The following is a 24073-nucleotide window of genomic DNA, read 5'->3' on the forward strand; positions in this document are numbered from 1 at the left end:
GTGTGGCCCCCAGGGTTTCGAGAACAACCTCGACTTCACGCAGTAGGTCCAGGGCAGCTCCTGCTTCCACCGCGTCGTCGACGACGTTGCGCGGCGTGGCGCCCGACAGTGGACCACCGCATGACGGCCAGGCACCCTTGCCCTGGCTTGCGAGCACCCGCTCGGCGACGGCGATCTGCTCTTCCTTGGTGGCCAGGTGCGCTGCGGGTGCGTACTCTCCGCCGCCGTGGCCGCTCCAGGTGCTCGGCGAGAACTGAAGGCCGCCCTGATAGCCGTTGCCGGTGTTGATGGCCCAGTTGCCGCCCGACTCGCAGCTGGCGACCTGGTCCCATTCGCCGTCGGTGGCGGCGTTGGCTTGGCCGGCGAGGGCGAGGCTTCCGGTTCCGATAACTGCGCCGGTGAAGGCGACTTTCGCGACGCTTACAGCTGATGCAGTGGGCTTGCGATGCCGTCCACTCATAGGTGCGCTCGGTCCTCTCTTCGGCGCCTACGAGGTCAGCTGTCGGGTTCGGGCTGGAGAGGTATGCCCGGCCGTGTCGCACTACGCGATCCGGCTTCACCCCAAGGAGCCGATGGCTCCAGGTCCGTTTTGACTCGGCGGACCGGTGGGTCCCCCGCCTCCATCCAAGTTGTTCGTCGGTATCCCGTGCACCAACGGATGGAGCTCGGCGCGGTTGGGCACGGCGGGCCGGACGGTTTGAGGTCGACCGGCTTGGGACTGAACCGTAACGGCTCGCTGTGGTCGCGTCATCTTCTGCCGGTAACGGCGTTTCCGACGCCGGCAAATTCTAAAAATCCTCTAAATGCCCAGCAGTTTCCGGCGTTTACGCAGGTCCGAGACCAGCTCCACCGCGCCGTAGCCAGGCTGTGACCATTCCGTTATGTGACAGAAATCACGGCTAACCGCCCGCGAAAGGGGGAAGAACATCGACGGTTTGAGAGTCGCTCAGCGCCGCGCTGTCATCGCGGACCGCGATGCCGTCGCACAGAAAAGAGCAGCGTTTCAACACTTTCGCGAGATTCTCGTCGCGCTCGCCCAATCGGACGACCAGTTCGGCGAGCGTCGTTTCCGGCCGAAGCCGAACCGTCTCCTCATCGTTACCGGCCGCGGCGCGCGCGGCCGCGAAGTAGCGCACCGTCACCGCGATCGTGGCCGTCGTCGTCATCTCACCCACGGGTCATCCGCCGATCGCGCTCATCGGCCGATCGGGTTGCACGAAGTCGGGATCGTTGATGCCATGCCCGGCCGCCTTCGCCCACATCGCAGAGCGCCACGCGGCTTCGACGGCTTCGTCGTCCGCGCCGGCGCGCATCAGCTGGCGCAGATCGGTCTCCTGCTGGGCGAACAGGCAGTTGCGGACCTGGCCGTCGGCGGTGAGCCGGGTGCGGTCGCAGGCGGCGCAGAACGCGTGCGAGACCGAGGCGATGATGCCGACCACGCCGCCGCCGTCGACCCGCCACAACTCGGCCGGCGCCGAACCGCGCGGCGCGCTGTCGGGGGTGAGGTGGAAATGCTGCTGCAGGGCGGCGAGCACCTCGTCGGCGCCGATCGCCTTGCCGCGCTGCCATTCATGGCCCGCGTCCAGCGGCATCTGCTCGATGATGCGCAGCTGGTAGCCGTGGTCGAGACAGAACCGCAGCAGCGCGACCGCATCATCGAGGCCGGTGACCGGGTCGAGAACCGCGTTGACCTTCACGGGGTCGAGGCCCGCGGCCTTCGCCGCCCGCAGCCCGGCGAGCACATCGTCGAGTCGGTCGCGCCGGGTGATGGCGGCGAAACGCACGGCGTCGACGGTGTCCAGTGAGACGTTGATGCGGTCGAGTCCGGCCCGCTTCAGCCGATCGGCCCGGCCGGCGAGGCCGATCCCGTTGGTGGTCAACGTGATCTCCGGCCTCGGCCGCAGCGCTGCCGTCGCGGCGATGACGTCCTCGAGACCGCGGGCCACCAGCGGCTCGCCGCCGGTGAAGCGCACGCTAGTGATGCCGAGCCGCGTCACGGCGATGCGCAGCAGGCGGGTCAGCTCGTCGGGCCGCAGCAGGCGCTCCGTCGGCAGCCAGTCCAGCCCGTCGGCGGGCATGCAATAGGTGCAGCGCAGGTTGCACCGGTCGGTCAGCGACACCCGCAGATCCGTGGCGATGCGGCCGAAGGTGTCGATGAGCGGACCGTCGGCCGGAGCCGGGGTGGCCGGTGCGACGGTGGGCAGGCCGAGGCCGACGACGGTCATGCGAACGCCCGCTCCGGGTTGGTGACCGAGTCGACCGGCACGATCTCCTTGCCCAGCGGCATCAGCGATACCGGGATGAGCTTGAGGTTGGCCAGCGCGAGCGGGATGCCGATGATCGTGATCGCCATCGCCACGGCGGTGATCACATGGCCGATCGCGAGCCAGATGCCGAACAGGATGATCCAGATGATGTTGCCGATGAGAGCTCCGGGCCGCGGCCCGGGTTTGTCGACGACGGTGTTGCCGAACGGCCACAGCGCGAAAACCGCGATGCGCAGAGCTGCGAACCCGAACGGAATCGTGATGATCAGCACGAAGGAGATCAGCGCTGCCAGCAGGTAGCCCAACGCCAGCCAGAGGCCGCCGAAGATCAACCAGATGACATTCAGGATCAATCGCATAGCGGGCGCTTCTTCTCCTTCAGCGGTGGCTCCAGCCTACCGATAAGGGGGTGCTGGCGAGGTTGAGGTCAGAGTAGGATCGCAACACGCGTCCCGGCGCATTCGGGGCGCTTTCGTGTGTTTCCCATGTTTCCTACATTGACGTCAAGACAAGCGGGTGAGACCAGTGCCGACCGGCAGGGTGAAGTGGTACGACGCCGAGAAGGGCTTCGGCTTTCTGTCGCAGGAGGACGGTGAGGACGTCTACGTCCGGTCCTCGGCGCTGCCCTCTGGTGTCGAGACGCTCAAGGCCGGGCAGCGCGTCGAGTTCGGCATCGCCGCGGGGCGTCGCGGTCCGCAGGCGTTGACGCTGAAGGTCATCGATCCGCCGCCCAGCCTGTCGCGTACGCGTCGGGAGGCGGCGGCCGCCGAGCGCAAGCACTCGCCCGACGAATTGCACGGCATGATCGAGGACATGATCACGCTGCTCGAGAGCGCGGTGCAGCCGGAGCTGCGTAAGGGCCGCTATCCGGACCGCAAGGTCGCCCGCCGAGTGTCCGAGGTGGTCCGGGCGGTCGCGCGCGAGCTCGAGTCCTAGGCATTCCGCGGCGAGTGTCGGGTTGATCGACACCTGACGCCGAATTGCGTGCGTCAACCCGACACTCGGCGGGCATGCTGACTGCATGGCATATGTCGCCGACAAGTCCGACTCAGGTGGCGAGTTCAACCGCGACACCAAGTACATCTCCACGCGCATCACGGCAGACGGCCGCGACGGCTACCCCGTCGAGCCCGGCCGGTATCGGCTCGTCGTGGCGCGGGCCTGCCCGTGGGCCAACCGCACGATCATCGTCCGCAGGCTGCTCGGCCTGGAAGACGCGCTGTCCATTGGCTTTTGCGGGCCTACCCATGACGAGGACAGCTGGACGTTCGACCTCGATCCAGACGGCGTCGACCCGGTGCTGGGAATTCCCCGGCTCAAGGACGCCTACCTGAAGCGCTTCCCCGATTACGACAAGGGCATCACGGTGCCCGCGATCGTCGACGTGCCGACCGGCGAGGTCGTCACCAACGACTTCCCGCAGATCACGCTGGACTTCTCCACCGAGTGGACGAAGTATCACCGCGACGGCGCGCCCGACCTGTATCCCGACCGGCTGCGCGACGAGATCGACGAGGTGGCCCAGCGGATCTACACGGAGGTCAACAACGGCGTGTACCGATGCGGGTTCGCCGGGTCGCAGGACGCCTACAACAAGGCCTACGACAGGTTGTTCACCGCGCTCGACTGGCTCGAGGAGCGACTACGCGACCAGCGCTACCTCGTCGGCGACACGATCACCGAAGCCGACGTTCGGTTGTTCACCACGTTGGCCCGTTTCGACCCCGTCTACCACGGCCACTTCAAAACCAACCGCTGCAAGCTCGCCGAGATGCCGGTGCTGTGGGCGTATGCCCGCGACCTGTTCCAGACGCCCGGTTTCGGCGACACCATCGACTTCGTCCAGATCAAGCAGCACTACTACCTCGTGCATACCGACATCAACCCGACGCAGGTTGTGCCGAAGGGTCCGGACCTGTCCAACTGGCTCACGGCGCACTGCCGGGAGGCGTTGGGCGGCAAGCCTTTTGGCGAGGGAACACCGCCAGGGCCAGTGCGCGACGGCGAGCGGATGCCCGACGGACACGGCGCCGGTTAGCGGATGCGCCACAGGTGTCACGCGAGTCTCAGCGGGTGACGTTCTGTCGCAAGAGTTCGAGTGCACCGTCGCAAAACGTCGCACGGAGTGAGGCCTGTGCCTGCCGTGGCTGCCACTCGGCCTAGATCAATTGTCGGGCTCCTCAGCGCGACTCGTCCCTCGTCGCTTGATCGTCGCCCGACTAGGACCACACCGTTCGCACCGACCACTCTGCGTGCGGGGCGGGCACCTCTTCACCGTCGATGCGGATCAGCGTCGGCAGCAGCACGGCGAAACCGGTGAGCTTGCCGCGCCGCGGATCGACCGTGGGAATGGTCACCGCCAAGCGTGTCTCGGGCCGGAACTCCTCGATGACGTCGCCACCCTCGTACTGCCGCAACAGCACCCACGGCGCGCGCGCGATCGCCGGCGGCACCGACAACTGCACGGCATCGCGTTCGGTGACCGGCAGCTCGCCCTGCTCGGCGAAAACCTCGCACTTCGTGGGGTTGAGCACCTCGCAGTACCGGTAGGGCCCGACGCGGACCAGGTGTCCATGCGAAAATGCGCTGATCTCAGGGTATTTCGGTGAGTCGTGAGCGCTGAGCCGCCAGATGAGCACACCCGTACCCGCCGACGCGAGAACCACCACTGCCGCGAGCGCGGCGAGCATGCGTTTCACTCGTGCGCCACCGCCGCGGTGTCCGGACGGCCGCCCTCCGGTTCGGCGAGCACCGGCCGGTTGCCGCCCAGGCCGGGAATCAACGATTCGCCGCGGTAGCTGACCACGGTCTGCGCCAGGCCCAGAATCAGCCCCGACGTGATCGCGGTGAAGCCCACCCACAATTCGGTGTACACCAGCACGCCGACGGCTCCGCCCGCCACCCAGGCCAACTGCAGCACCGACTCCGAACGGCCGAAGGCCGACGCGCGCGACTCCTCGGGCAGGTCATCTTGCAGCGACGCATCCAGCGACGCCTTGCCAATCGCGCTCGCCCCGGAGGTGAGCAGGGTGGCGATCGCGGCGACCAGCAGTTCGCCGGTCAGCGCGGCGGCCAGCGCGGCCAGCGTGACGACAACCGTGCAGCGCACCACGACCTGCGCCGGATGGCCGAGCTTCAGGCGCGCGCTGGTGAAGTTGCCCGCGAAGTTGCCGATGGCCGCGGCCGCGCCGATCAAGCCGAGTATGCGCAGCTGCTCCCAGCCGCTCGCGTCGTGTGACTTGGCCACGAAGGCCGGGTAGAGGAACAGGAAGCCGACCATCACCTTGATGGTGCAGTTGCCCCACAGCGCCGTGATGGTGTTGCGGCCCAACGGCTGCCGCGCCGGCTTCGTCGGCGGCTGCTCGAGGCGGCGCCGGAGTTCGCCCGTGCGACCGTGGTAGCTCAGCGTTGCGGGAACCTCACCCTCGGTGACCTCGACCCACTTCGGGATCCGCATCGCCAGCACCGCGCCGGCCACCGACACCGCGACGATCACGTACAGCGCACCAGGGAGCTGGACAAGCTGGAACAGGTACTCCGCGCCCGCGGCGACCGCGCCCCCGACCATCGTGCCGCCGAGCAGACCGAAGGTAGTCAACCGCGAGTTCACCCGCACCAGGTCGATGCTCGGCGGCAGCACGCGCGGTGTCACCGCACTGCGCAACACGCTGAATGACTTGGACAGCACCATCATTCCCAGCGCGCAGGGGTAGAGCACCCACGACGGGAAGTTGCCGGTGGCGCTGTCGTAGTTGGCGATCAACACCACGGCCAGCACCGTGCGCAGCGCGAACGACGTGGCCAGCGCGACGCGGCGGCCGTGCTGCAGCCGGTCCAATGCGGGTCCGATAAGCGGCGCGATGACGGCGAACGGCGCAATGGTGATCAACAGGTACAGCGCGACTCTGCTCTTGCTCTCGCCGGAGGCCGCGGCGAAGAACAGCGTGTTGGCCAGCGCGACGGCCATCGCAGCGTCGACGGCGAAGTTCGCGACCACCGGCCACGTCAGCGCGGTCAGCCCGGACTTGTCGGCGCCGTCGGCGGTGGCGGCCCGGTGCACCAGGCCGTACATCTTGGAGCCCATCTCGCGGCTGCGTTGCGCGGCCACCCTTGTGACGGTGACCCTTTCGCCCGCCGCGCTGCCCACGCTGTGCGGCGGAGGCTCGGAACTGAACTCGCGGGTCGGCTCGTCGAGCGGTGGTAGCCATCGGTTGGCGCTCGGGGTCGGCCCACTCCGGCGGGGACGACGGTAGCTCCCATCGCTCGGGTAGTTCGCCATCCCGGGATGTTCGGCATCCTCGGGCGGGCGCGGAGGGTAATAGCGGGGGTCGCGCCGGCCCGGGGAGTCTCGTGGGTCACGACGCGGTCCGGTCACGAGGACGATTCTCCACCATCGAAGCGGCCACGGGTGTGCAGCCAACCGGTGTGGCTACCGGTTCGCCGGTCAGGCACTATTGGAGGCGATGGACAGTGTGACCGAATCCGCCGAGCACGGCGCCGACGCTTCCGGTGAGAACGCCGCCGGGCGCCCGGACCTGGAGGCCGTACTCTTGGGCGCCGTCGACGACGCCCGCGCGGCGATCGTCGAGTTCAGCGGCGAGGACACCGTCGGCGAGTACCTGGGGGCGAGCTTCGACGACCCGACCGCGGCCACGCACCGGTTCCTCGCCGTCATGCCGGGCTATCGCGGCTGGCAGTGGGCCGTTGTCGTCGCGGCGTGGCCGGGCGCCGACCACGCCACGATCAGCGAGGTCGTGCTGGTACCCGGACCGACGGCGTTGCTGGCGCCCAAGTGGGTGCCCTGGCAAGACCGCGTCCGGCCGGGCGACCTGGGCCCCGGTGACCTCCTGGCTCCGTCCGCAGACGACCCCCGTCTGGTTCCCGGCTACATGGCGACCGGCGATCCGGAGGTCGACGAGGTCGCCGCCGAAGTGGGTTTGGGCCGTCGGCAGGTGCTCAGCCCGTGGGGCCGGATGGACGCGGCGCAACGTTGGCACGACGGGGATTACGGTCCGGGTTCGCCGATGGCGCGTTCGACGCGGCGTGTGTGCCGCGACTGCGGGTTCTATCTGCCACTCACCGGGACGCTGGGCACGATGTTCGGCGTCTGCGCGAACGAGTTCTCCGCCGACGGTCACGTGGTCGACGCCGAATACGGGTGCGGCGCACACTCGGACACGCCGCAACCGGCCGGTGGCGGCTCTCCGTTGTATGACCCGTACGACGACGGCGTGCTCGATCTGACCGAGCCGGCCGACTAGCGTTTTTGGTCGGACTCCTCATCGCGGCTCGTTCCTCGCCGCTTGATCGTCATCCGACTAGCGCTCGGCCGCGGCCTTGATCCGCGCGAGCGACTCGTTCATACCCTCGACGAGCTCACGCTCGAAGCTGGGCACACCGCCCATCAACGCGTTGACCGTCATGTTGGAGATCGGTTTCACACCGTTTTCGGCATGCCGCGTCTCCACCAACCGGGTGCCGGTCTCGGTGGGTTCTAGCTCGTAGCTCCACACCGTGCCGTTCTGATTCACCCGAAACGCGAGCTTCTTCTCCGGAATCAACTCGGTGATCTGGCTTGTGGTTGGCCACACCAGGAACTTTCGCCGATTGAGATTGACCGTCTTCGCCCCGCGCCGCAGCGGACCGAAGGTTTTCATCATTCGGCACTGCGGGCTCCAGCGCGGCATGTTCTTGAGGTCGGAGACCAGTTCCCAGACCTTCGCCACCGGGGCGTTGATCGTGGTTTCGGCCTGCAACAGCGGTGCTGCCATCGCCTTCTCCTGTCTTGTCGTCACGTGAGTCCGCTCTGCGCCCCGCGCGACCCATGGCGCACGGCGCGACGTTGCCACAACCAGATCGCTGTGCCAAGGGCGCCGACGCCCAGGCCGGCCACCGTGTAGGGCCGCCATTCGTGTAGACCGGTCACCGTGAACGCCAGGATCGCAGCGACGACCCAACCGGCCGCGATCGCGACGATGACCGGCAGTGGCCGCAACAGGATGTCGGGCAGCGGGGGCGGATGCGGGGTCATCGCTATGAAACCTAGCCGATCGCGGCCGGCTCATCGGTCAGACGACCCGGATTGCGGACGTCGGTGAGCGTCAACGTAATCGACGTCGCCGATCCGTCCGACCCACGGCTGGACGACTTCCGTGACCTCAACAGCGTCGACCGCAGACCCGACCTGCCCACCGGTAAGGGTCTGGTGATCGCCGAGGGTGTGCTGGTCGTGCAGCGCATGCTGGCGTCGCGGTTCCGGCCCCGCGCGATGATGGGCACCGACCGCCGCATGCAGGAACTCGCGGCCGACCTGCCCGGCGTCTCGGCGCCCTATTACCGGGTCCCGGCCGACGTGATGGCCGAGGTGGTCGGCTTTCACCTCAACCGCGGCGTGCTGGCCTCGGCGTCGCGGCCACGCGAACCGTCGATCGCCGAGGTGCTGGACGACGCCCGCACGGTCGCGGTCCTCGAAGGCGTCAACGACCACGAGAACCTCGGCTCGATCTTCCGCAACGCGGCCGGCCTCGGCGTCGACGCGGTCGTCTTCGGCACCGGGTGCGCCGATCCGCTGTACCGGCGCGCCGTGCGGGTGTCGATGGGCCACGCGTTGCTGGTGCCGTATGCGTGGGCGCAGTCGTGGCCGGCAGACCTCGAACAGTTGCGCGACAATGGCTTTCGATTGCTGGCGATGACCCCTGCGCCGGCGGCGCGCACCCTGGCCGACGCCATGTCGGCCGTCGTCGACGACAAGGTGGCGATCCTCGTCGGCGCCGAAGGGCCGGGACTGACCGAGCGCACGATGCGGGCCGCGGATCTGCGGGTGCGCGTCCCGATGTCGCGGGGCACCGACTCGCTCAACGTCGCAACCGCCGCAGCGCTGGCGTTCTACGAGCGGATTAGATTGGCGCCATGACCGACGACTCGACGCCGTGGGCGATGGGGTTGACGGTGGCGGCCTTCGTCGCGGCTGTCACCGCGGCCGCGATCGTCGTGCTCAGTATCGGGCTACTTCGGGTGCATTCGCTGTTGGCGCTCGGGCTCAACCTGGTCGCGGTCGGCGGTCTTGCCCCGACGGTGTGGGGGTGGCGCAACCGGCCGGTGTGGCGGTGGTTCGTGCTGGGCTTCGGAGTCGGTGTGGCGATCGCGTGGCTGGTGGTGCTCGCGATCGCCATCGGCGGGTGACCTGATCCCTGCCGAGCAGACGCAAAGCGCCCCCGAAAAAGGAGCACTTTCCGACTGTTCGCGGTGGAAAGAGTTAGCGCTGGCCGCTGGAGCGCACACCCAGCAGGACGTCCTCCCAGGCCGGCACCGCCGGCTTCGCCTTACCCCTGCGGGGCTTCGGCTGCTGCGGTGCGACAGTCTCGGACGGTGTTTCTGGCGCTTCGGGCGCGGCGGTGGCCTGCAGCGGCGGGTCGATCGGCAGCGTCGGCTCCTCGACCTGGACCTCCGGCTCGCGCAGCGCTGCCACCGGACGCAGCGGACGCGCGAAGCTCGGGTCGATCAGCTCGGATGCTGCGTCGTCGAACGCCGTCACGGTGCCGCCGTGGGCGCCGGGGGTGAACCGGAAGTGTGCGACGTTGTCGGACATTCCCGCCTTCCACGCCAACTGCACGGTCCAACGGCCGTCCTCGTTGCGCCATGCGTCCCACGTGGGGGCGTCCGGGTCGAGACCGCGCGCGATCAACGCCGTCGTGACCGTTTCCAGCAGCGTCAACACGGACGGGCCGTCGGGAAGGACCGGATGGGCGGCCGTTGCTAGTTCCGCCGCTCGGGAGCGCTCCAGCAACACCGGATGGGCAAACCGCTCGACACGGGCCACGTCGACGCCCGACGCCTCTGCGACCTGCGCGACGGACGCACCGGCCCTGATTCTGGCCTGAATCTCCTTGGGGCGCAGCACGTTTTGCACCTCGGTCTCATTGCGTGTCTGGCTCGAGCCCAGCTGGTCGCCACGAAGGGCGGCCCGCAAACGTTCGTCGGGCCGCAGGATGAACTTGTCACCGGAGCCAGCGGCCTCGCAGATGATTCGTTTGCCGTCAACGTCGAGTCCGACGACTTTGAGTTCCCGCATGGCGACCTCCTCCGGGCTAGCGCCAAGCCCGTTCCCCGGACAGTACTGCGTTATCGGCTTGTTACCTGGTAGGACACGCGGGGAGAGGACGCCGCCCCCCGCCTGTCGGTCGCGGCTAGAGCCGCTCGACGACCCAGTCGATGCACGCGGTGAGCGCGCTGACGTCGTCGGGGTCGACGGCCGGGAACATCCCGACCCGCAACTGGTTGCGGCCGAGCTTGCGGTACGGCTCGGTGTCGACGATGCCGTTCGCCCGCAGTGTCTTGGCAACGGCTCCGGCATCGACGTCGTCGCTGAAGTCCACCGTGCCGACGACCTGTGAGCGCAACTCCGCATCGGTGACGAACGGCGTCGCGAAGGGTGCCGCCTCCGCCCAGCCGTACAGCCGCTGCGAGGAGTCCGCCGTGCGCTTGACCGCCCAGTCAAGGCCGCCGTTGGCCAACATCCAGTCCAGCTGCTCGGCAAACAGCAGCAGCGTGCCGATGGCCGGGGTGTTGTAGGTCTGGTTCTTGCTGCTGTTGTCGATCGCGATCGGCAGCGAGAGGAACTCCGGCACCCAGCGGCCCGAGCCTGCGATCGCCTCGACCCGGGCGAGCGCGGCGGGCGAGAGGATCGCCACCCACAGCCCGCCGTCGCTGGCGAAGTTCTTCTGCGGTGCGAAGTAGTAGACGTCGGATTCGGTGATGTCGACGGGCAGGCCGCCGGCCGCGGAGGTGGCGTCGATCGCGATCAGCGCATCACCGGATCCGTCCGGGCGTTGCACGGGCACGGCGACGCCCGTCGACGTCTCGTTGTGCGCCCAGCCGATCAGGTCGACCGACGGGTCCGACTGCGGCTTCGGCGCGCTGCCGGGGTCGGCCTTGATGACGACGGGGTCACCGACGAACGGGTTCTTGGCCACCGCCGAAGCGAACTTCGAACTGAATTCGCCGTAGGTCAGGTGCAGTGAGCGTTTGTCGATGAGACCGAACGCCGCCGCGTCCCAGAATGCGGTGGTGCCGCCGTTGCCGAGGATCACCTCGTAGCCGTCGGGCAGCGAGAACAGCTGACGCAGCCCGTCGCGCACCCGGCCCACCAGGTTCTTGACCGGCGCCTGGCGATGCGACGTGCCGAACAGGTCGCCGGCGGCGGCGAGCGCGGCCAGCTGTTCCGGCCGGACCTTGGAAGGCCCGCAGCCGAAGCGGCCGTCGCGCGGTTTGAGGTCGGCGGGGATCGTCAGGTCGGCCATGCGGTCAACGATAGTGACCGCGCTTGCGCACCGGCCGCGGGGAGGGGCGGACAAAAAATCCGGGGAATGTGGGTAAACGGCCGATATAGAGACCTCGCTGTGTCCATACTGTGACCTGTCGGGGACTGCAGCTCGAGCCCAGGGGGGCACGTGATGAGTCTTGCGAGAACTTCGACGCTGACAACGCTCTGCGCGGCGGCGGTGACGCTTTTCAGCCCGCTGCTCGCGGCTCCAGCCCACGCCGACGAGGGCGGCGCGTTGCTGAACGAGATCAACGCCACGCGCGCCGCCAACGGCTGCGGTCCCGTGGCGGCCAACCCGCAGCTCTCCGCGGCCGCGTCGCGCCAGGCCAACGACATGCTGGCCAACGGCGTGGTCAACCACACCGGCTCGGACGGTTCCTCCGTCGTCAAGCGCATCACGGACGCCGGCTACACGTCGTATGCCAATGTCGGCGAGATCATCTTCTGGAGCACCGGCGTTAACGCCGTCCCAGCTGCGGCGGTCAACTGGTGGATGAACAGCCCCGGCCACCGCGCGATCATCACCGACTGCGGCATGACCGAGGCCGGTTTCTCGGTGCTGCGCAACGGCAACAGGGCAGCCGCGGTCGGGGAGTTCGGCGAGAAATAAGCAGCGCCATTCGACCGGATGGCCTGTACCTGGACGTCTGTCGCCAGCTGTGGCCTCCGTCACATCGCAGCCACCAACCGCCGGTGTGACACATCGCGCAACGGGGTATGTTCAGTAGGCGATACCTGCGGTACCGTTGCTGGACATTAAAGGCGCAGATGTAAACCTCACAGGGGAGGTCTGAAGATGGCCCGGACTCGTATGGTCAGGCGTTGGCGTCGCAACATGGAAATAGGCGACGGCCCAGAAGACCGGGACTACGTCGACACGCTCACCACGCTGTCCGAGGGGTCGGTGCGGCGCAACTTCAACCCGTACACCGACATCGACTGGGATTCGCCGGAGTTCGCGGTCGTGCCGAACGACCCGCGCTGGGTTCTGCCGGCGACCGACCCGCTGGGCCGCCATCCCTGGTACCAGGCGCAGCCGCTCGAGCGGCAGATCGAGATCGGCATGTGGCGTCAGGCCAACGTCGCCAAAGTCGGTCTGCACTTCGAGTCGATCCTCATCCGTGGCCTGATGGAGTACGCGTTCTGGACGCCGAACGGTTCACCGGAGTACCGGTACTGCCTGCACGAGGCGGTCGAAGAGTGCAACCACACGTTGATGTTCCAGGAGATGGTCAACCGCATCGGGGCCGACGTTCCCGGTATGCCGCGGCTGCTGAAGTGGATTCAGCCGTTGATCCCGCTGGTGGCCGGGCCGTTGCCCATCCCGTTCTGGTTCGGCATCCTCGCCGGCGAAGAGCCGATCGACCACACGCAGAAGAACGTGCTGCGCGAAGGGAAGTCGCTGCATCCGATCATGGAAAAGGTGATGGCGATCCATGTGGCCGAGGAGGCCCGCCACATCTCGTTCGCCCACGAGTACCTGCGCAAGCGGGTTCCGCATCTGCCGCGACGCAAGCGGTTCTGGTTGTCGCTCTACGTCCCGCTGACCATGCGGATCCTGTGTTCGGCGATCATCGTTCCGCCGCGGGCGTTCTGGAAGGAATTCGATATCCCGCGTTCGGTGCGCAAAGAGGTCTTCTTCCGCTCGCCCGAGTCCAAGCAGATGCTGCGCGACATGTTCGGCGACGTCCGGATGCTGTGCCACGACACCGGCCTGATCAACCCGATCGCCAAGCTCATCTGGCGGATCTGCAAGATCGACGGAAAGCCAAGCCGGTACCGCAGCGAGCCGGCGCGCCAGCACGTGGTCGCCGCCTAGGGGGCTTTGTGCCGCATGTGATCACCCAGTCGTGTTGCAGCGACGGGTCCTGTGTCTACGCGTGTCCGGTGAACTGCATCCACCCGTCGCCCGACGAGCCGGGCTTCGCCACCGCCGAGATGCTCTACATCGACCCGGTCGCGTGCGTGGACTGCGGCGCGTGCGTGTCGGCCTGCCCGGTCGGAGCCATCGCGCCTGACACCCGGCTGGAGCCAAAGCAACTGCCGTTCGTCGCGCTGAACGCCGCGTTCTATCCCGAGCGCGAGGGCAAGCTACCGCCGACGTCGAAACTGGCGCCGGTCATCGAGGCGCCGATGGTGTACCCGCGGCCCACCGGCCCGCTCACCGTGGCGATCGTCGGTTCGGGGCCGGCGGCGATGTATGCCGCCGACGAGCTGCTCACCCAGAAAGGCGTGCGGGTCAACGTCTTCGAACGGCTGCCCACGCCCTACGGCCTGGTCCGCGCGGGTGTTGCTCCCGACCATCAGAGCACCAAGGGCGTCACCCGGTTGTTCGACAGGGTCACCCGCGAGCCCGGCTTCACGTTCTACCTCAACGTCGAGGTCGGCTCGGACCTGACGCACGACGAGTTGCTCGCGCACCATCACGCCGTGCTGTACGCGGTCGGCGCGCCCAACGACCGCCGCCTCGACATCGAGGGCATGGACCTTCCGGGTACCGGCACCGCCACCGAGTTCGTGGCCTGGTACAACGGCCATCCCGAATTCACCGGATTGCCAGTCGATCTCAGCTCCGAGCGAGTGGTCCTGATCGGCAACGGCAACGTCGCACTCGATGTCGCGCGCATCCTGACCGCCGATCCCGACGCGCTGGCGCGCACGGACATCTCCGATCATGCGCTCGCCGCCCTGCGCGACTCCAAGGTGACCGAGGTGGTGATCGCCGCTCGGCGCGGACCGGCGAACTCGGCGTTCACGTTGCCCGAGTTGATCGGGCTGACGTCGACGAGCGAGGTGGTCCTCTCGGCCGCCGACCACGATCTGGTCAGTCGCGACCTTGCCGCCGCGCAGGATCCGCTGACGCGCAACAAGCTGGAGCTGTTGAGCAAGCTCGGCGACGCTTCGGCGCCGGTGACGCGGCCCCGCATCCGGTTGGCGTACAACGTGACGCCGAAGCGGGTCGTCGGCGGTGTGCGCGCCGAAGCGATCGAGTTCACGGTCACCGGAACCGACGAAGCGCATCGACTGGACACCGGGCTGGTGCTGACCTCGATCGGCTACCGCGGCAGACCGGTTCGCGGGCTTCCGTTCGACGAAGCCGCGGCGGTGGTGCCCAGCGATGGCGGTCGCGTCTTCGACCCGCAAACGGGCGCACCGGTCGTCGGCAGCTACGTCGCGGGCTGGATCAAGCGTGGCCCAACCGGGTTCATCGGCACCAACAAGTCCTGCGCGGCGGAGACCGTGCGCAACCTCGTCGCCGACTACAACGACGGCCTGCTGCGCGACCCCGACAGGGCTCGGGCCAAGCCGGCCGCGCTCGAGAGGCTCGTGCGCAGCCGGCGGCCCGACCTCGTCGACGCCCGGGGGTGGAAGGCGATCGACGCCGCCGAGATCGCCCGCGGCGGAGATGACCGGCCCCGCGTCAAGCTCACCACCGTCGCCGACATGCTCGCCGCGGCGGCAGACGCCCCCGCACCGCCACTCGGTCGGCGTCTGCTCGCGGGGCTACGCCGGTAGCGCCCGCTACTGGTGCTGCTTGACCGCCTTGTCGATCTCCTCCTGGCTGACCTCGCGCACCGGCTGGCCCATCGACCACAAATGTCCGAAGGGGTCACGCAGCTCGCCGTAGCGGTCGCCCCAGAACATGTCGTCGAGCGGCATCACGACCGTCGCGCCCGCGTCGACGGCCTTCTGGAACTTGGCGTCGACGTCATTGACGGTCAAGTGGATGGTCACCGGTGAGCCGCCGAGCGCTTCCGGCGTCACCGACTTGCCGTCGTTCATCTCGGGAAAATCGTCGTTGAGCATCACCAGCTTGCCGTTGATCCGCAACGCGGCGTGAAACAACTTCTTGCCGTCGGGCCCCGGGACGCGGCCGAGCTCCTCGGCGTCGAAGGCTTTGACATAGAAGTCGATCGCCGCGGCACCGTCGCTGACCGTGAGCATGGGGGATACGTCGGGCTGAACCTCGATGGCCATTCGGAAGTTCCTTTCGATTCTCGGTCTTCCCCACAGGGGGCTTGCAGTACCGACCATGCGATTGCGCTCAATTCATCGCCATTTGGGGTACGTGAGCCATGCAACCACGACCCTCCGACAGAAACCGGTGCCTCACACGACCGAGTACGACGGCGGCAGTGCATCGCGCCCGGTGAGCGCCAGCAGCACCGTGTCGCCGCCCTGCCCGGCCGCGATGCGCGCCGCCAAAACCAACGCCTCCTCGAGCACCGCAGATGGCAAGGCGAACGAAATGCCAAGGGCACGGGCGATATCCAAGCTGTGCACGGCCAGCTCGAACGTCCGCGTCGGCAGATAGGTCTGCAGCCGGATGCCCAGCCCACCGAGCACGGTCATCAGCGGGTCGTCGTCGACGGCATCCAGTCGGCTCAGTGCGCGCGAAACCAGCGCCGCAACGGCACCGGCCGGATTGTCACCGAGATCCCGGCCCGCCTGCCTGCCCCGCTCGGCGACGTCGGCGGGGTCCATGCCCAACGCCGCGGGGTTCACCCGCGCGTAGTACTCCTGCGGTGTCGCAATGTCCTCGCGCTCGGCGGGCTTCTCGAGGTAACTGATCACCGTGGTCAACGACCGCGACGTGTGACCGACCAGCGAGCGCAGGTCCCACTCCCCGAGGCCCGGGCCGGACCACGCGTCGATGGGAATCCGCCGGACCAGGCCCGCGAACGTGTCTGCCGCCGAGGCGAACGCCGCCGTCGTCACGGCCGGACGACTCGGTCCCATCCCTCGACCGACTCCGGGCTGCGCGGCCCCGGCCCCACGTAGATCGCCGACGGGCGCACCAGCTTGCCGAGCCGCTTCTGCTCGAGGATGTGCGCGCACCACCCGGCGGTGCGGCCGCAGGTGAACATCGCGGGCATCATCCTGGTCGGCACCTGCGCGAAGTCGAGGATCACCGCTGCCCAGAACTCGACGTTGGTCTCGATGGCACGATCGGGTCGCCGCTCCCGCAGCTCGCTCAGCGCGGCCTGCTCGAGCGCCGCGGCCACCTCATAGCGTGGCGCCTCCAGCCGCTTGGCGGTCGCGCGCAGCACCCGGGCCCGCGGATCCTCGGCTCGGTACACCCGGTGCCCGAAGCCCATCAGCTTCTCGTTGCGGTCGAGGATCCCCTTGACGACCGCGCGGGCATCGCCGGTCTGCTCGACCTCCTCGATCATTGGGATCACCCGCGCCGGGGCGCCACCGTGCAGCGGTCCGCTCATCGCGCCGATCGCACCCGAGAGCGCGGCCGCCACGTCGGCGCCGGTCGACGCGATCACCCGGGCGGTGAATGTGGAGGCGTTCATGCCGTGCTCGGCGGCGCTCACCCAGTACGCGTCGATGGCCTCGACATGCCTGGGATCGGGCTCGCCTTGCCAGCGGGTCATGAAGCGCTCGGTGACGGTTGAACATTCGTCGATGGTGCGTTGCGGGACTGCTGGTTGGTGAATTCCGCGGGCGGATTGCGCGACGTAGGACAGCGCCATCACCGACGCGCGGGCGAGGTGGCCGCGGGCCGTCGCATCGTCGATGTCGAGCAGCGGGGGATAGCCCCAGATCGGGGCCAGCATCGCCAGGCCAGCCTGCACGTCGACTCGGACATCGCCGCTGTGGATGGGCAGCGGAAACGGTTCGGCGGGCGGCAGACCGTCGCCGAATTTCCCGTCGACCAGCAGCGCCCACACGTCGCCGAAGGTCACCTTTTGGTTGACCAGGTCCTCGATGTCGACGCCGCGGTACCGGAGCGCGCCGCCGTCCTTGTCGGGTTCGGCGATTTCGGAGGTGAAGGCGACGACGCCTTCGAGGCCGGGTACGAAGTCTTCAGGCACCGCACTCATGGCCAGATTCTCGCACTCGCGTTTCGGGTGGTAACTACCGGTTGATCGGACACCGCCGCGTAGCGTTGTCGCGTGGCGGCGGTAGGCCCGGAAGATCGAGAGCACTTGGCGAGGATGCGGGTGGAATACGGCTCAGCGGAGAAAGACGGTAGTCCCGACCTGGACGCCGACTGGCTGGCTGACGGCTGGGCTGCGTTGTTGCTCAAGTGGTTAGCCGAAGCCGAACGCGCGGGCGTCGCAGAACCGAACGCCATGGTGATCGGCACCGTCGACCCGCAGGGCAGGCCCGTAACGCGCTCGGTGTTGTGCAAGAGCGTGGCCGAGGCGGGCATCACGTTCTACACCAACTACGACTCCGACAAGGGCGCACAACTGGCCGCGACGCCGTACGCGTCGGCCACCTTCCCCTGGTACCCGCTGGGACGCCAGGTCCACATCCGCGGACCGGTGACCAAGGTGTCCGCGGAGGAGACCGCCGACTACTGGTCCAAGCGGCCGCGGGGTTCCCAACTCGGTGCGTGGGCGTCGTACCAATCGAAGCCGATCGCCTCGCGTGCGGCGCTGCTGGAGCAGCTCGCCGACGTGACAAAGCGATTCGCCGCACACGACGCAGTTCCAGTGCCACCGAACTGGGGCGGCTACCTGATCGCCGCCGAAGTCGTGGAGTTCTGGCAGGGCCGAGAGGATCGGATACACAACAGGATTCGCGTCCAAGGCGACCGCATCGAACGGTTACAGCCGTAGCGCCGGTAGCCCCGAACTCCTTCGCTACCGCGCGCCTCACCGAGAGAACCGTGACGTCGGCCAGCTTTACAGTGGGTCAAATTCTTAGCTCTCTCATATGTTCGGCCGTTAGGATTCCCTTCGTGTCTGACGGTACGGGGGTGCAGGCTGTCGGCCTGCGCGAGCGCAAGAAGCAGCGCACCCGGGCCACCCTCATCGACGCGGCCGTGGAGCTCTGCAACGGACAAGGTTTCGACAACACGACTGTCGAGCAGATCGCCGCGATCGCCGATGTCTCGCCGCGCACCTTCAGCCGGTACTTCCCCACCAAGGACGCCATCGCGCTGGCGCTGGTCGACGAGATCATCGACCAGACCGCCGTCGAATTGGCTCGCCAACCTGCCGAGCTGAACCACTTCGAGGCGATCCTGCGCGCCTACATCACGATGGCCAAGGCTTCCAAGCAGGCCGGGCCCGGCGAGCTGACGGCTGAGCGGATCTTGTGCATCACGCGAATCGTCTTGTCGTCGCCGGCGCTGCGCCAGGTCACCGTCGAGTTCCGCGGCAACGCGATCGAAGCCGCGTTGGCCAAGCGGATGGGGGTCGCGCTGGACGACCGGCGGGTCCGATTGGCATCCGTGACATGGGGTGCGGTGATTGTGACGGCGCTCAACGATGCGGTGCAGGTCAGTGGGGATCCGTCGAAGGTGTCCATAGATGACCTGATCGAGCACCTGGAGGCGGTCTTCGCGGAGTTCGCCGACCTGACGGGAACCCTCCGGCAGGTCGTCTGAGCAACTGAGCGCCCCCGGCGGGGCACGCCCGCCGGAATGGGACTACCTTTTGTAGAGCAATGTTCGATTACGCCCAGCAGCGACGAAGGGATCCTCGTGGCCGATAACGCGAAGAGTGGGGAAGGGCAAGCCACCCTCTCGTACCCCGGTGGCACGCTTGACCTTGACATCGTTTCCGCCTCCGAAGGCGCCGATGGCATCGCGCTGGGTTCGCTGCTGTCCAAGACCGGCTACACCACGTTCGACGAGGGCTTCGTCAACACCGCTTCGACCAAGAGCGCGATCACCTACATCGACGGCGACGCCGGCATCCTGCGCTACCGCGGCTATCCCATCGAGCAGCTCGCGGAGAAGTCGAACTTCATCGAGGTCAGCTACCTGCTGATCTACGGCGAGCTGCCCTCCAAGGAGCAGCTGGCGGAGTTCACCACCCGGATCCAGCGGCACACGCTGCTGCACGAGGACCTGAAGCGGTTCTTCGACGGTTTCCCGGCCAACGCGCACCCGATGCCGGTGCTGTCCAGCGCGGTCAACGCGCTGTCGACGTACTACGAGGACTCGCTCGACCCGTTCGACGACAACCAGGTCGAGCTGTCGACGATCCGGCTGCTGGCCAAGTTGCCGACCATCGCGGCGTACGCCTACAAGAAGTCGGCGGGCCAGCCGTTCCTGTACCCGGACAACTCGCTGACGCTGGTCGAGAACTTCCTGCGGATGACGTTCGGATTCCCGGCCGAACCCTACGAGGTCGATCCGGAGATCGTCCGCGCGCTGGACATGTTGTTCATCCTGCACGCCGACCACGAGCAGAACTGCTCGACGTCGACGGTGCGGTTGGTCGGTTCCTCGCAGGCCAACCTGTTCACCTCGATCTCCGGCGGCATCAACGCGCTGTGGGGTCCGCTGCACGGCGGGGCCAACCAAGCGGTGCTGGAGATGCTGGAGAAGATCCGGCAGGCCGACTTCGACGTCCACGAGTTCATCAAGAAGGTCAAGAACCGCGAGGACGGCGTGAAGCTGATGGGCTTCGGGCACCGGGTCTACAAGAACTACGACCCACGCGCCCGCATCGTCAAGGAGCAGGCCGACAAGATCCTCGGCAAGCTCGGCGGCGACGACGAGATGCTGGACATCGCCCGGACGCTCGAGGAAGCCGCGCTCACCGACGACTTCTTCATCGAGCGCAAGCTCTACCCGAACGTCGACTTCTACACCGGCGTGATCTACCGGGCGATGGGCTTTCCGACGCGGATGTTCACCGTGCTGTTCGCGCTCGGCCGGCTGCCCGGGTGGATCGCGCACTGGCGTGAGATGCACGACGAGGGCAGCGGCAAGATCGGCCGTCCGCGCCAGATCTACACCGGCTACACCGAACGCGACTACAAGGACGTCAACAGCCGCTAGGCAATCTGCTCTTTTCCGCGAGTGACCGTGTTTGTACAGCGACACGCCGAGTTCGCGTGTGCAAGAGTGGTCGCTCGCGCCGTATGAGCGCGCATTGAACGGCGTCATGAGCGCTCGGCGCAAGGCCATCGTGCTGGTGTCCTGCTGCCTGAGCCTGCTGATCGTGTCGATGGACGCGACGATCGTCAATGTCGCGATCCCGAACATCCGCGCCGACCTGAACGCGACGGGCTCCCAGCTGCAGTGGGTGATCGACATATACACGCTGGTGTTGGCGTCGTTGCTCCTGCTGTCCGGAGCCGCCGCCGACCGGTTCGGCCGTCGGGGCACTTTTCAACTCGGGCTCGTGGTGTTCGCGGTGGCGTCGCTGCTGTGCAGCCTGGCGCCGAACATCGAAACCCTGATCGCCGCGCGACTCTTACAGGCGATCGGCGGGTCGATGCTGAACCCCGTTGCGATGTCGATCATCACCCAGGTGTTCACGGGCCGGGTGGAACGAGCCCGTGCTATCGGCGTGTGGGGCGGCGTCGTCGGCATCTCGATGGCCGCCGGGCCGATCGTCGGCGGCGCGCTCATCGAATTGATCAACTGGCGTGCGGTGTTCTGGATCAACCTGCCGATCTGCGCGCTGGCCATCGTGCTGACGGCGATCTTCGTGCCGGAGTCCAAGTCGGCGACCATGCGCGACGTCGACCCGGTCGGGCAGGGGCTCGGCATGGCGTTCCTGTTCGGCGTCGTCTTCATGCTCATCGAAGGCCCGGTCATGGGCTGGACCGACCCGCGAACCGTCGCTGTCGGGGTGACTGCAGCGGTGGCGTTGGCCGCCTTCCTCGCCTACGAGGCTCGTCGGCACGACCCGTTCATCGACCTGAGGTTCTTCCGCAGCATCCCGTTCGCGTCGGCGACGATGATCGCGGTGTGCGCGTTCGCCTCGTGGGGCGCCTTCCTGTTCATGATGTCGCTGTACCTGCAGGACGAGCGCGGCTTCTCGGCCATGCACACCGGGCTGATCTATCTACCGATAGCCATTGGCGCACTGGTGTTCTCGCCGTTGTCGGGACGGATGGTGGGCCGCTTCGGCGCGCGGCCGTCGCTGTTGATTGCGGGTGCGCTGATCACGGCGGCGACGTTGATGCTGGCGGAGCTGTCGGCGACGACACCGGTGTGGGAGCTGCTCGTCGTCTTCGCGGTCTTCGGCATCGGCTTCTCGATGGTCAACGCGCCGGTGACCAACGCGGCGGTCAGCGGCATGCCGACCGACCGAGCGGGCGCCGCGTCGGCGATCGCCTCGACCAGCAGGCAGGTCGGCGTGAGTATCGGTGTGGCGCTGTGCGGTTCGGTCGGCGGTGGCGCACTGGCGGCGACGGGCCCGGACTTCGCGGTGGCCTCCCGACCGCTGTGGCTGATCTGCGCCGCGCTCGGCGTGGTGATCATCGTGCTCGGCTTCTACTCGACCTCAGCGAAGGCGTTGCGCTCGGCCGATCGACTCGCTCCGCTGGTGACCCCCGATATCACTTGAGCGCTTGGCTTTCCAACACCGCCATCGCCGCGTTGTGCCCGCCGATCCCCGACACCGCGCCTCCGCGGCGAGACCCCGAGCCGCACAACAGGATCCGATCGTGCGCGGTCGCCACGCCCCAACGCTGCGCCGACGTTTCCAGCGGTTCGTCGTCCTCGACGAACGGCCACGACAACCCGCCATGAAAGATATGTCCGCCGGTCATGCCCAGCGAATGCTCGAGGTCGACGGTCGTCTTCGTCTCGATGCACAGCCGACCCGCCGAATCCTCCATCAACACATCGTGAATCGGTTCGGCGAGAACGGAATTCAGTGAGTTGAGTACCGCCGAGGTCAACGTATCGCGCATCCGGTCGGGGTCACCGGAGGAAGCCAGCCGATGCGGGGTGTGCAAGCCGAACACCGTCAGAGTCTGCGCACCGGCCGCACGCAGTTCATCGGACAGGATCGACGGATCGGTCAATGAATGACAGTAGATCTCGCACGGCAGCGGATCGGGAACGACGCCGTGGTCGGCCTGCACATACGCCCGGTCCAGTTGGCTGTAGGACTCGTTGACGTGAAACGTCCCCCCGAACGCCTGCTCGACCGTGACGGTGTCGTCGCGTAGTCGCGGCAACCGCCGCAGCAACAGGTTCACCTTGACCTGCGCGCCGGGCGTCGACTCCGGCGCCGGCTCGCCCAGCAATTCGGCCAGCACGGTCGGCGTCACGTTGGCCAGCACCACATCGGCGTGCGCGGAGCGGTCGGCGCCGTCGTGGCGGAATCGCACCGCGCCGTCCGGATCGATCGCGTAAACGTCGGCACCACAGGTCAATTCGGCGCCATAACCGGCGGCGGCCGCCGCCAGCGCACCGCTGACCGCCCCCATCCCACCGATCGGCACGTCCCAGTCGCCGGTGCCGCCGCCGAGCAGGTGGTACAGGAAGCACACGTTCTGAATCAGCGACGGGTCGTCGAGGCGGGCGAACGTGCCGATCAACGCATCGGTGGCGATCACCCCGCGCACCACGTCATCGCCGACGGCCGCGGTGATCGCGTGCCCGATCGGCTCCTCGACCATCAGCCGCCACGCGGAGGCATCGTCGACGAGACCGCGAGCCTCGCTGCGACCGCGCAACGGTTGTAACAGCGTCGGCCACAACCGCGCGGCGACGCCACCGCAGCGGCGGTAGAAATCGGCGAACGCGGCCTCATCGGAGCCCGCGCCGATCGCCGCGAACGTCGACGTCGGACCGATCAGCAGGCCGGTGCGACCGCCGGTCGACGGGTCCGGCGTATACGAGGAGTAGCGGCGGCGCTGCAGGCGCACGCGCGCGCCGAGGTCGTCGATGATCCGCCGCGGCAGCAGGCTGACCAGATAGGAGTAGCGCGACAGTCGCGCGTCGACGCCGTCGAACACATGCGAGGAAACCGCCGCACCGCCGACATGGTCGAGTCGTTCGAGCACCCGCACGCGACGACCGGCCTTGGCCAGATAGGCGGCCGCCACGAGGCCGTTGTGGCCGCCTCCGACGACGATGACGTCGTAGCTGGGGTTCAGCTGAGGTAGCCCTCGACCTCGTCCGGCGGACGCACCTCCGCTTCGCGAGGATCGCCGCCGGTTTCCCGCAGGGCCCGGCGCTGGCGCAGCAGGTCCCAGCACTGGTCGAGTTGCACCTCGACGGTCTTCAGCCGTTGATGCTCTTCTGACTCCTCGATCTCGCGATTCTGAAGCTTGGCGCGCAGCTCCTGCTCCTCGGCGACGAGTTTGTTGACCTGACCGAGAATGTCAGCGTCGGTGTTGAAGTCTTTGGCCATCAACTCAGTCTGCCCGACTACCGTGAGTGCGGTGACTTCAAGTTCCGGGCAGAAGCCCGAAATCGAATTCCCCGACGGCCCGCCACCCAGCGAGTTGGTGATCACCGATCTGGTCGTCGGCGACGGCGCCGAGGCGGTGCCCGGCGGCAATGTCGAGGTGCACTACGTCGGCGTCGAGTACGACACCGGCGAGGAGTTCGACAGCTCGTGGAACCGCGGTGAGTCGATCGAGTTCCCGCTGCGCGGGCTCATCCAGGGTTGGCAGGACGGCATCCCCGGGATGAAGGTCGGGGGCCGCCGCCAGTTGGTGATCCCGCCGGAGCAGGCCTACGGTCCGGCTGGCGGCGGGCACCGGCTGTCGGGCAAGACGCTGATCTTCGTGATCGACCTGCTCGCCACGCGTTAGCTTT

Annotated in this window: 28 protein-coding genes and 1 riboswitch; of the genes, 13 read left to right on the plus strand and 15 right to left on the minus strand. The window is 67.6% G+C overall.

The features are described from left to right. The 4 genes from AU187_RS05725 to AU187_RS05740 form a co-directional block, all read right to left on the minus strand. Window positions 1-460 (minus strand): transglycosylase family protein (locus AU187_RS05725; RefSeq protein WP_172800171.1); only part of this gene is annotated, 460 nt, incomplete at its 3' end. Window positions 461-469: 9 nt separating this feature from the next. Next, a riboswitch (cyclic di-AMP (ydaO/yuaA leader) is annotated at window positions 470-649 on the minus strand. Between the two features lie 250 nt (window positions 650-899). After that, a complete protein-coding gene (locus tag AU187_RS05730; RefSeq protein WP_059166377.1) occupies window positions 900-1166 on the minus strand; it encodes a MoaD/ThiS family protein in 267 nt (88 codons plus the stop codon). A gap of 12 nt (window positions 1167-1178) precedes the next feature. Next, window positions 1179-2225 (minus strand): GTP 3',8-cyclase MoaA, encoded by a 1047-nt coding sequence (gene moaA / locus AU187_RS05735; RefSeq protein ID WP_059166351.1) that lies wholly within the window; start codon window positions 2223-2225, stop codon window positions 1179-1181. Continuing rightward, a complete protein-coding gene (locus tag AU187_RS05740) occupies window positions 2222-2626 on the minus strand; it encodes a YccF domain-containing protein (protein WP_059098265.1) in 405 nt (134 codons plus the stop codon). Before AU187_RS05740 ends, moaA begins: the two co-directional genes overlap by 4 nt. 166 nt (window positions 2627-2792) lie before the next feature. On the opposite strand from AU187_RS05740, the gene AU187_RS05745 reads away from it, so the two are divergent. Then, on the plus strand, window positions 2793-3203 hold the full coding sequence (locus AU187_RS05745; RefSeq protein WP_059098264.1) for a cold-shock protein: 411 nt from the start codon (window positions 2793-2795) through the stop codon (window positions 3201-3203). Window positions 3204-3288: 85 nt separating this feature from the next. Then, the gene (locus AU187_RS05750; RefSeq protein ID WP_059166352.1) at window positions 3289-4305 is read left to right on the plus strand and encodes a glutathione S-transferase family protein; all 1017 of its coding nucleotides are present in this window, start codon (window positions 3289-3291) and stop codon (window positions 4303-4305) included. A 181-nt stretch (window positions 4306-4486) separates the two neighbouring features. Here AU187_RS05750 and AU187_RS05755 read toward each other — a convergent pair whose 3' ends face one another. Both AU187_RS05755 and AU187_RS05760 read right to left on the minus strand, forming a co-directional pair. After that, complete coding sequence (locus AU187_RS05755; RefSeq protein WP_059166353.1) at window positions 4487-4966, minus strand: DUF2771 domain-containing protein; 480 nt, start codon at window positions 4964-4966, stop codon at window positions 4487-4489. Beyond that, on the minus strand, window positions 4963-6546 hold the full coding sequence (locus AU187_RS05760; RefSeq protein WP_172800175.1) for an MFS transporter: 1584 nt from the start codon (window positions 6544-6546) through the stop codon (window positions 4963-4965). Before AU187_RS05760 ends, AU187_RS05755 begins: the two co-directional genes overlap by 4 nt. 184 nt (window positions 6547-6730) lie before the next feature. Here AU187_RS05760 and AU187_RS05765 point away from each other — a divergent pair, with 184 nt between their 5' ends. After that, on the plus strand, window positions 6731-7528 hold the full coding sequence (locus tag AU187_RS05765; RefSeq protein ID WP_059098260.1) for a DUF3027 domain-containing protein: 798 nt from the start codon (window positions 6731-6733) through the stop codon (window positions 7526-7528). A 57-nt stretch (window positions 7529-7585) separates the two neighbouring features. Here AU187_RS05765 and AU187_RS05770 read toward each other — a convergent pair whose 3' ends face one another. Beyond that, complete coding sequence (locus AU187_RS05770) at window positions 7586-8038, minus strand: SRPBCC family protein (protein WP_059098259.1); 453 nt, start codon at window positions 8036-8038, stop codon at window positions 7586-7588. A gap of 20 nt (window positions 8039-8058) precedes the next feature. Further along, on the minus strand, window positions 8059-8298 hold the full coding sequence (locus tag AU187_RS05775) for a DUF2530 domain-containing protein (protein WP_059098258.1): 240 nt from the start codon (window positions 8296-8298) through the stop codon (window positions 8059-8061). Window positions 8299-8349: 51 nt separating this feature from the next. Here AU187_RS05775 and AU187_RS05780 point away from each other — a divergent pair, with 51 nt between their 5' ends. Further along, on the plus strand, window positions 8350-9180 hold the full coding sequence (locus AU187_RS05780; protein ID WP_286131864.1) for a TrmH family RNA methyltransferase: 831 nt from the start codon (window positions 8350-8352) through the stop codon (window positions 9178-9180). Further along, complete coding sequence (locus AU187_RS05785; protein ID WP_059166355.1) at window positions 9177-9449, plus strand: DUF2537 domain-containing protein; 273 nt, start codon at window positions 9177-9179, stop codon at window positions 9447-9449. The genes AU187_RS05780 and AU187_RS05785 overlap by 4 nt, the downstream gene beginning before the upstream one ends. A 73-nt stretch (window positions 9450-9522) precedes the next feature. Here AU187_RS05785 and sepH read toward each other — a convergent pair whose 3' ends face one another. Both sepH and serC read right to left on the minus strand, forming a co-directional pair. Beyond that, the gene (sepH, locus tag AU187_RS05790; RefSeq protein WP_059166356.1) at window positions 9523-10338 is read right to left on the minus strand and encodes a septation protein SepH; all 816 of its coding nucleotides are present in this window, start codon (window positions 10336-10338) and stop codon (window positions 9523-9525) included. 115 nt (window positions 10339-10453) lie between these two features. After that, window positions 10454-11566, minus strand: coding sequence for a phosphoserine transaminase (gene serC, locus AU187_RS05795; protein WP_059166357.1), 1113 nt, complete (start codon window positions 11564-11566; stop codon window positions 10454-10456). A 153-nt stretch (window positions 11567-11719) separates the two neighbouring features. Here serC and AU187_RS05800 point away from each other — a divergent pair, with 153 nt between their 5' ends. The 3 genes from AU187_RS05800 to AU187_RS05810 all read left to right on the plus strand — a co-directional run bounded on the left by AU187_RS05800 (window position 11720) and on the right by AU187_RS05810 (window position 15105). Beyond that, on the plus strand, window positions 11720-12199 hold the full coding sequence (locus AU187_RS05800) for a CAP domain-containing protein (RefSeq protein WP_059098250.1): 480 nt from the start codon (window positions 11720-11722) through the stop codon (window positions 12197-12199). A gap of 186 nt (window positions 12200-12385) precedes the next feature. Next, on the plus strand, window positions 12386-13408 hold the full coding sequence (locus tag AU187_RS05805; protein WP_059098249.1) for an AurF N-oxygenase family protein: 1023 nt from the start codon (window positions 12386-12388) through the stop codon (window positions 13406-13408). Between the two features lie 8 nt (window positions 13409-13416). Beyond that, the gene (locus AU187_RS05810) at window positions 13417-15105 is read left to right on the plus strand and encodes an FAD-dependent oxidoreductase (protein WP_059166358.1); all 1689 of its coding nucleotides are present in this window, start codon (window positions 13417-13419) and stop codon (window positions 15103-15105) included. Window positions 15106-15111: 6 nt separating this feature from the next. Here AU187_RS05810 and AU187_RS05815 read toward each other — a convergent pair whose 3' ends face one another. The 3 genes from AU187_RS05815 to AU187_RS05825 form a co-directional block, all read right to left on the minus strand. Further along, window positions 15112-15567: a VOC family protein gene (locus tag AU187_RS05815; protein WP_059098247.1), complete on the minus strand. Its 456-nt coding sequence runs from the start codon at window positions 15565-15567 to the stop codon at window positions 15112-15114. A 132-nt stretch (window positions 15568-15699) separates the two neighbouring features. Beyond that, window positions 15700-16308 carry a maleylpyruvate isomerase family mycothiol-dependent enzyme gene (locus AU187_RS05820; protein ID WP_286131865.1) on the minus strand — a complete coding sequence of 203 codons (609 nt, stop codon included), beginning with the start codon at window positions 16306-16308 and terminating at the stop codon, window positions 15700-15702. Beyond that, window positions 16305-17423: a citrate synthase 2 gene (locus tag AU187_RS05825; RefSeq protein ID WP_059166360.1), complete on the minus strand. Its 1119-nt coding sequence runs from the start codon at window positions 17421-17423 to the stop codon at window positions 16305-16307. Before AU187_RS05825 ends, AU187_RS05820 begins: the two co-directional genes overlap by 4 nt. A gap of 114 nt (window positions 17424-17537) precedes the next feature. On the opposite strand from AU187_RS05825, the gene pdxH reads away from it, so the two are divergent. From pdxH to AU187_RS05845, 4 genes are all read left to right on the plus strand, one after another. Next, complete coding sequence (pdxH, locus tag AU187_RS05830; protein WP_059166361.1) at window positions 17538-18167, plus strand: pyridoxamine 5'-phosphate oxidase; 630 nt, start codon at window positions 17538-17540, stop codon at window positions 18165-18167. Window positions 18168-18289: 122 nt separating this feature from the next. Continuing rightward, the gene (locus AU187_RS05835; RefSeq protein ID WP_059166362.1) at window positions 18290-18940 is read left to right on the plus strand and encodes a TetR/AcrR family transcriptional regulator; all 651 of its coding nucleotides are present in this window, start codon (window positions 18290-18292) and stop codon (window positions 18938-18940) included. 96 nt (window positions 18941-19036) lie between these two features. After that, a complete protein-coding gene (locus AU187_RS05840; protein ID WP_082684017.1) occupies window positions 19037-20344 on the plus strand; it encodes a citrate synthase in 1308 nt (435 codons plus the stop codon). Between the two features lie 106 nt (window positions 20345-20450). After that, entirely contained in the window at window positions 20451-21863 is a 1413-nt protein-coding gene (locus AU187_RS05845; protein WP_059166378.1) for an MFS transporter, read from the plus strand. On the opposite strand, the gene AU187_RS05850 is transcribed toward AU187_RS05845, so the two are convergent. After that, window positions 21856-23355: a phytoene desaturase family protein gene (locus AU187_RS05850; protein ID WP_502687737.1), complete on the minus strand. Its 1500-nt coding sequence runs from the start codon at window positions 23353-23355 to the stop codon at window positions 21856-21858. The genes AU187_RS05845 and AU187_RS05850 overlap by 8 nt on opposite strands. Window positions 23356-23402: 47 nt before the next feature. Continuing rightward, on the minus strand, window positions 23403-23663 hold the full coding sequence (locus tag AU187_RS05855; RefSeq protein ID WP_059098243.1) for a DUF2630 family protein: 261 nt from the start codon (window positions 23661-23663) through the stop codon (window positions 23403-23405). A gap of 22 nt (window positions 23664-23685) precedes the next feature. On the opposite strand from AU187_RS05855, the gene AU187_RS05860 reads away from it, so the two are divergent. Then, entirely contained in the window at window positions 23686-24069 is a 384-nt protein-coding gene (locus tag AU187_RS05860; RefSeq protein WP_172799364.1) for an FKBP-type peptidyl-prolyl cis-trans isomerase, read from the plus strand. The last annotated feature ends 4 nt before the right edge of the window (window positions 24070-24073 follow it).

The sequence above is a fragment of the Mycobacterium sp. IS-1556 genome, assembly GCF_001499985.1.
In the GTDB taxonomy this organism is placed as follows: Bacteria; Actinomycetota; Actinomycetes; order Mycobacteriales; family Mycobacteriaceae; genus Mycobacterium.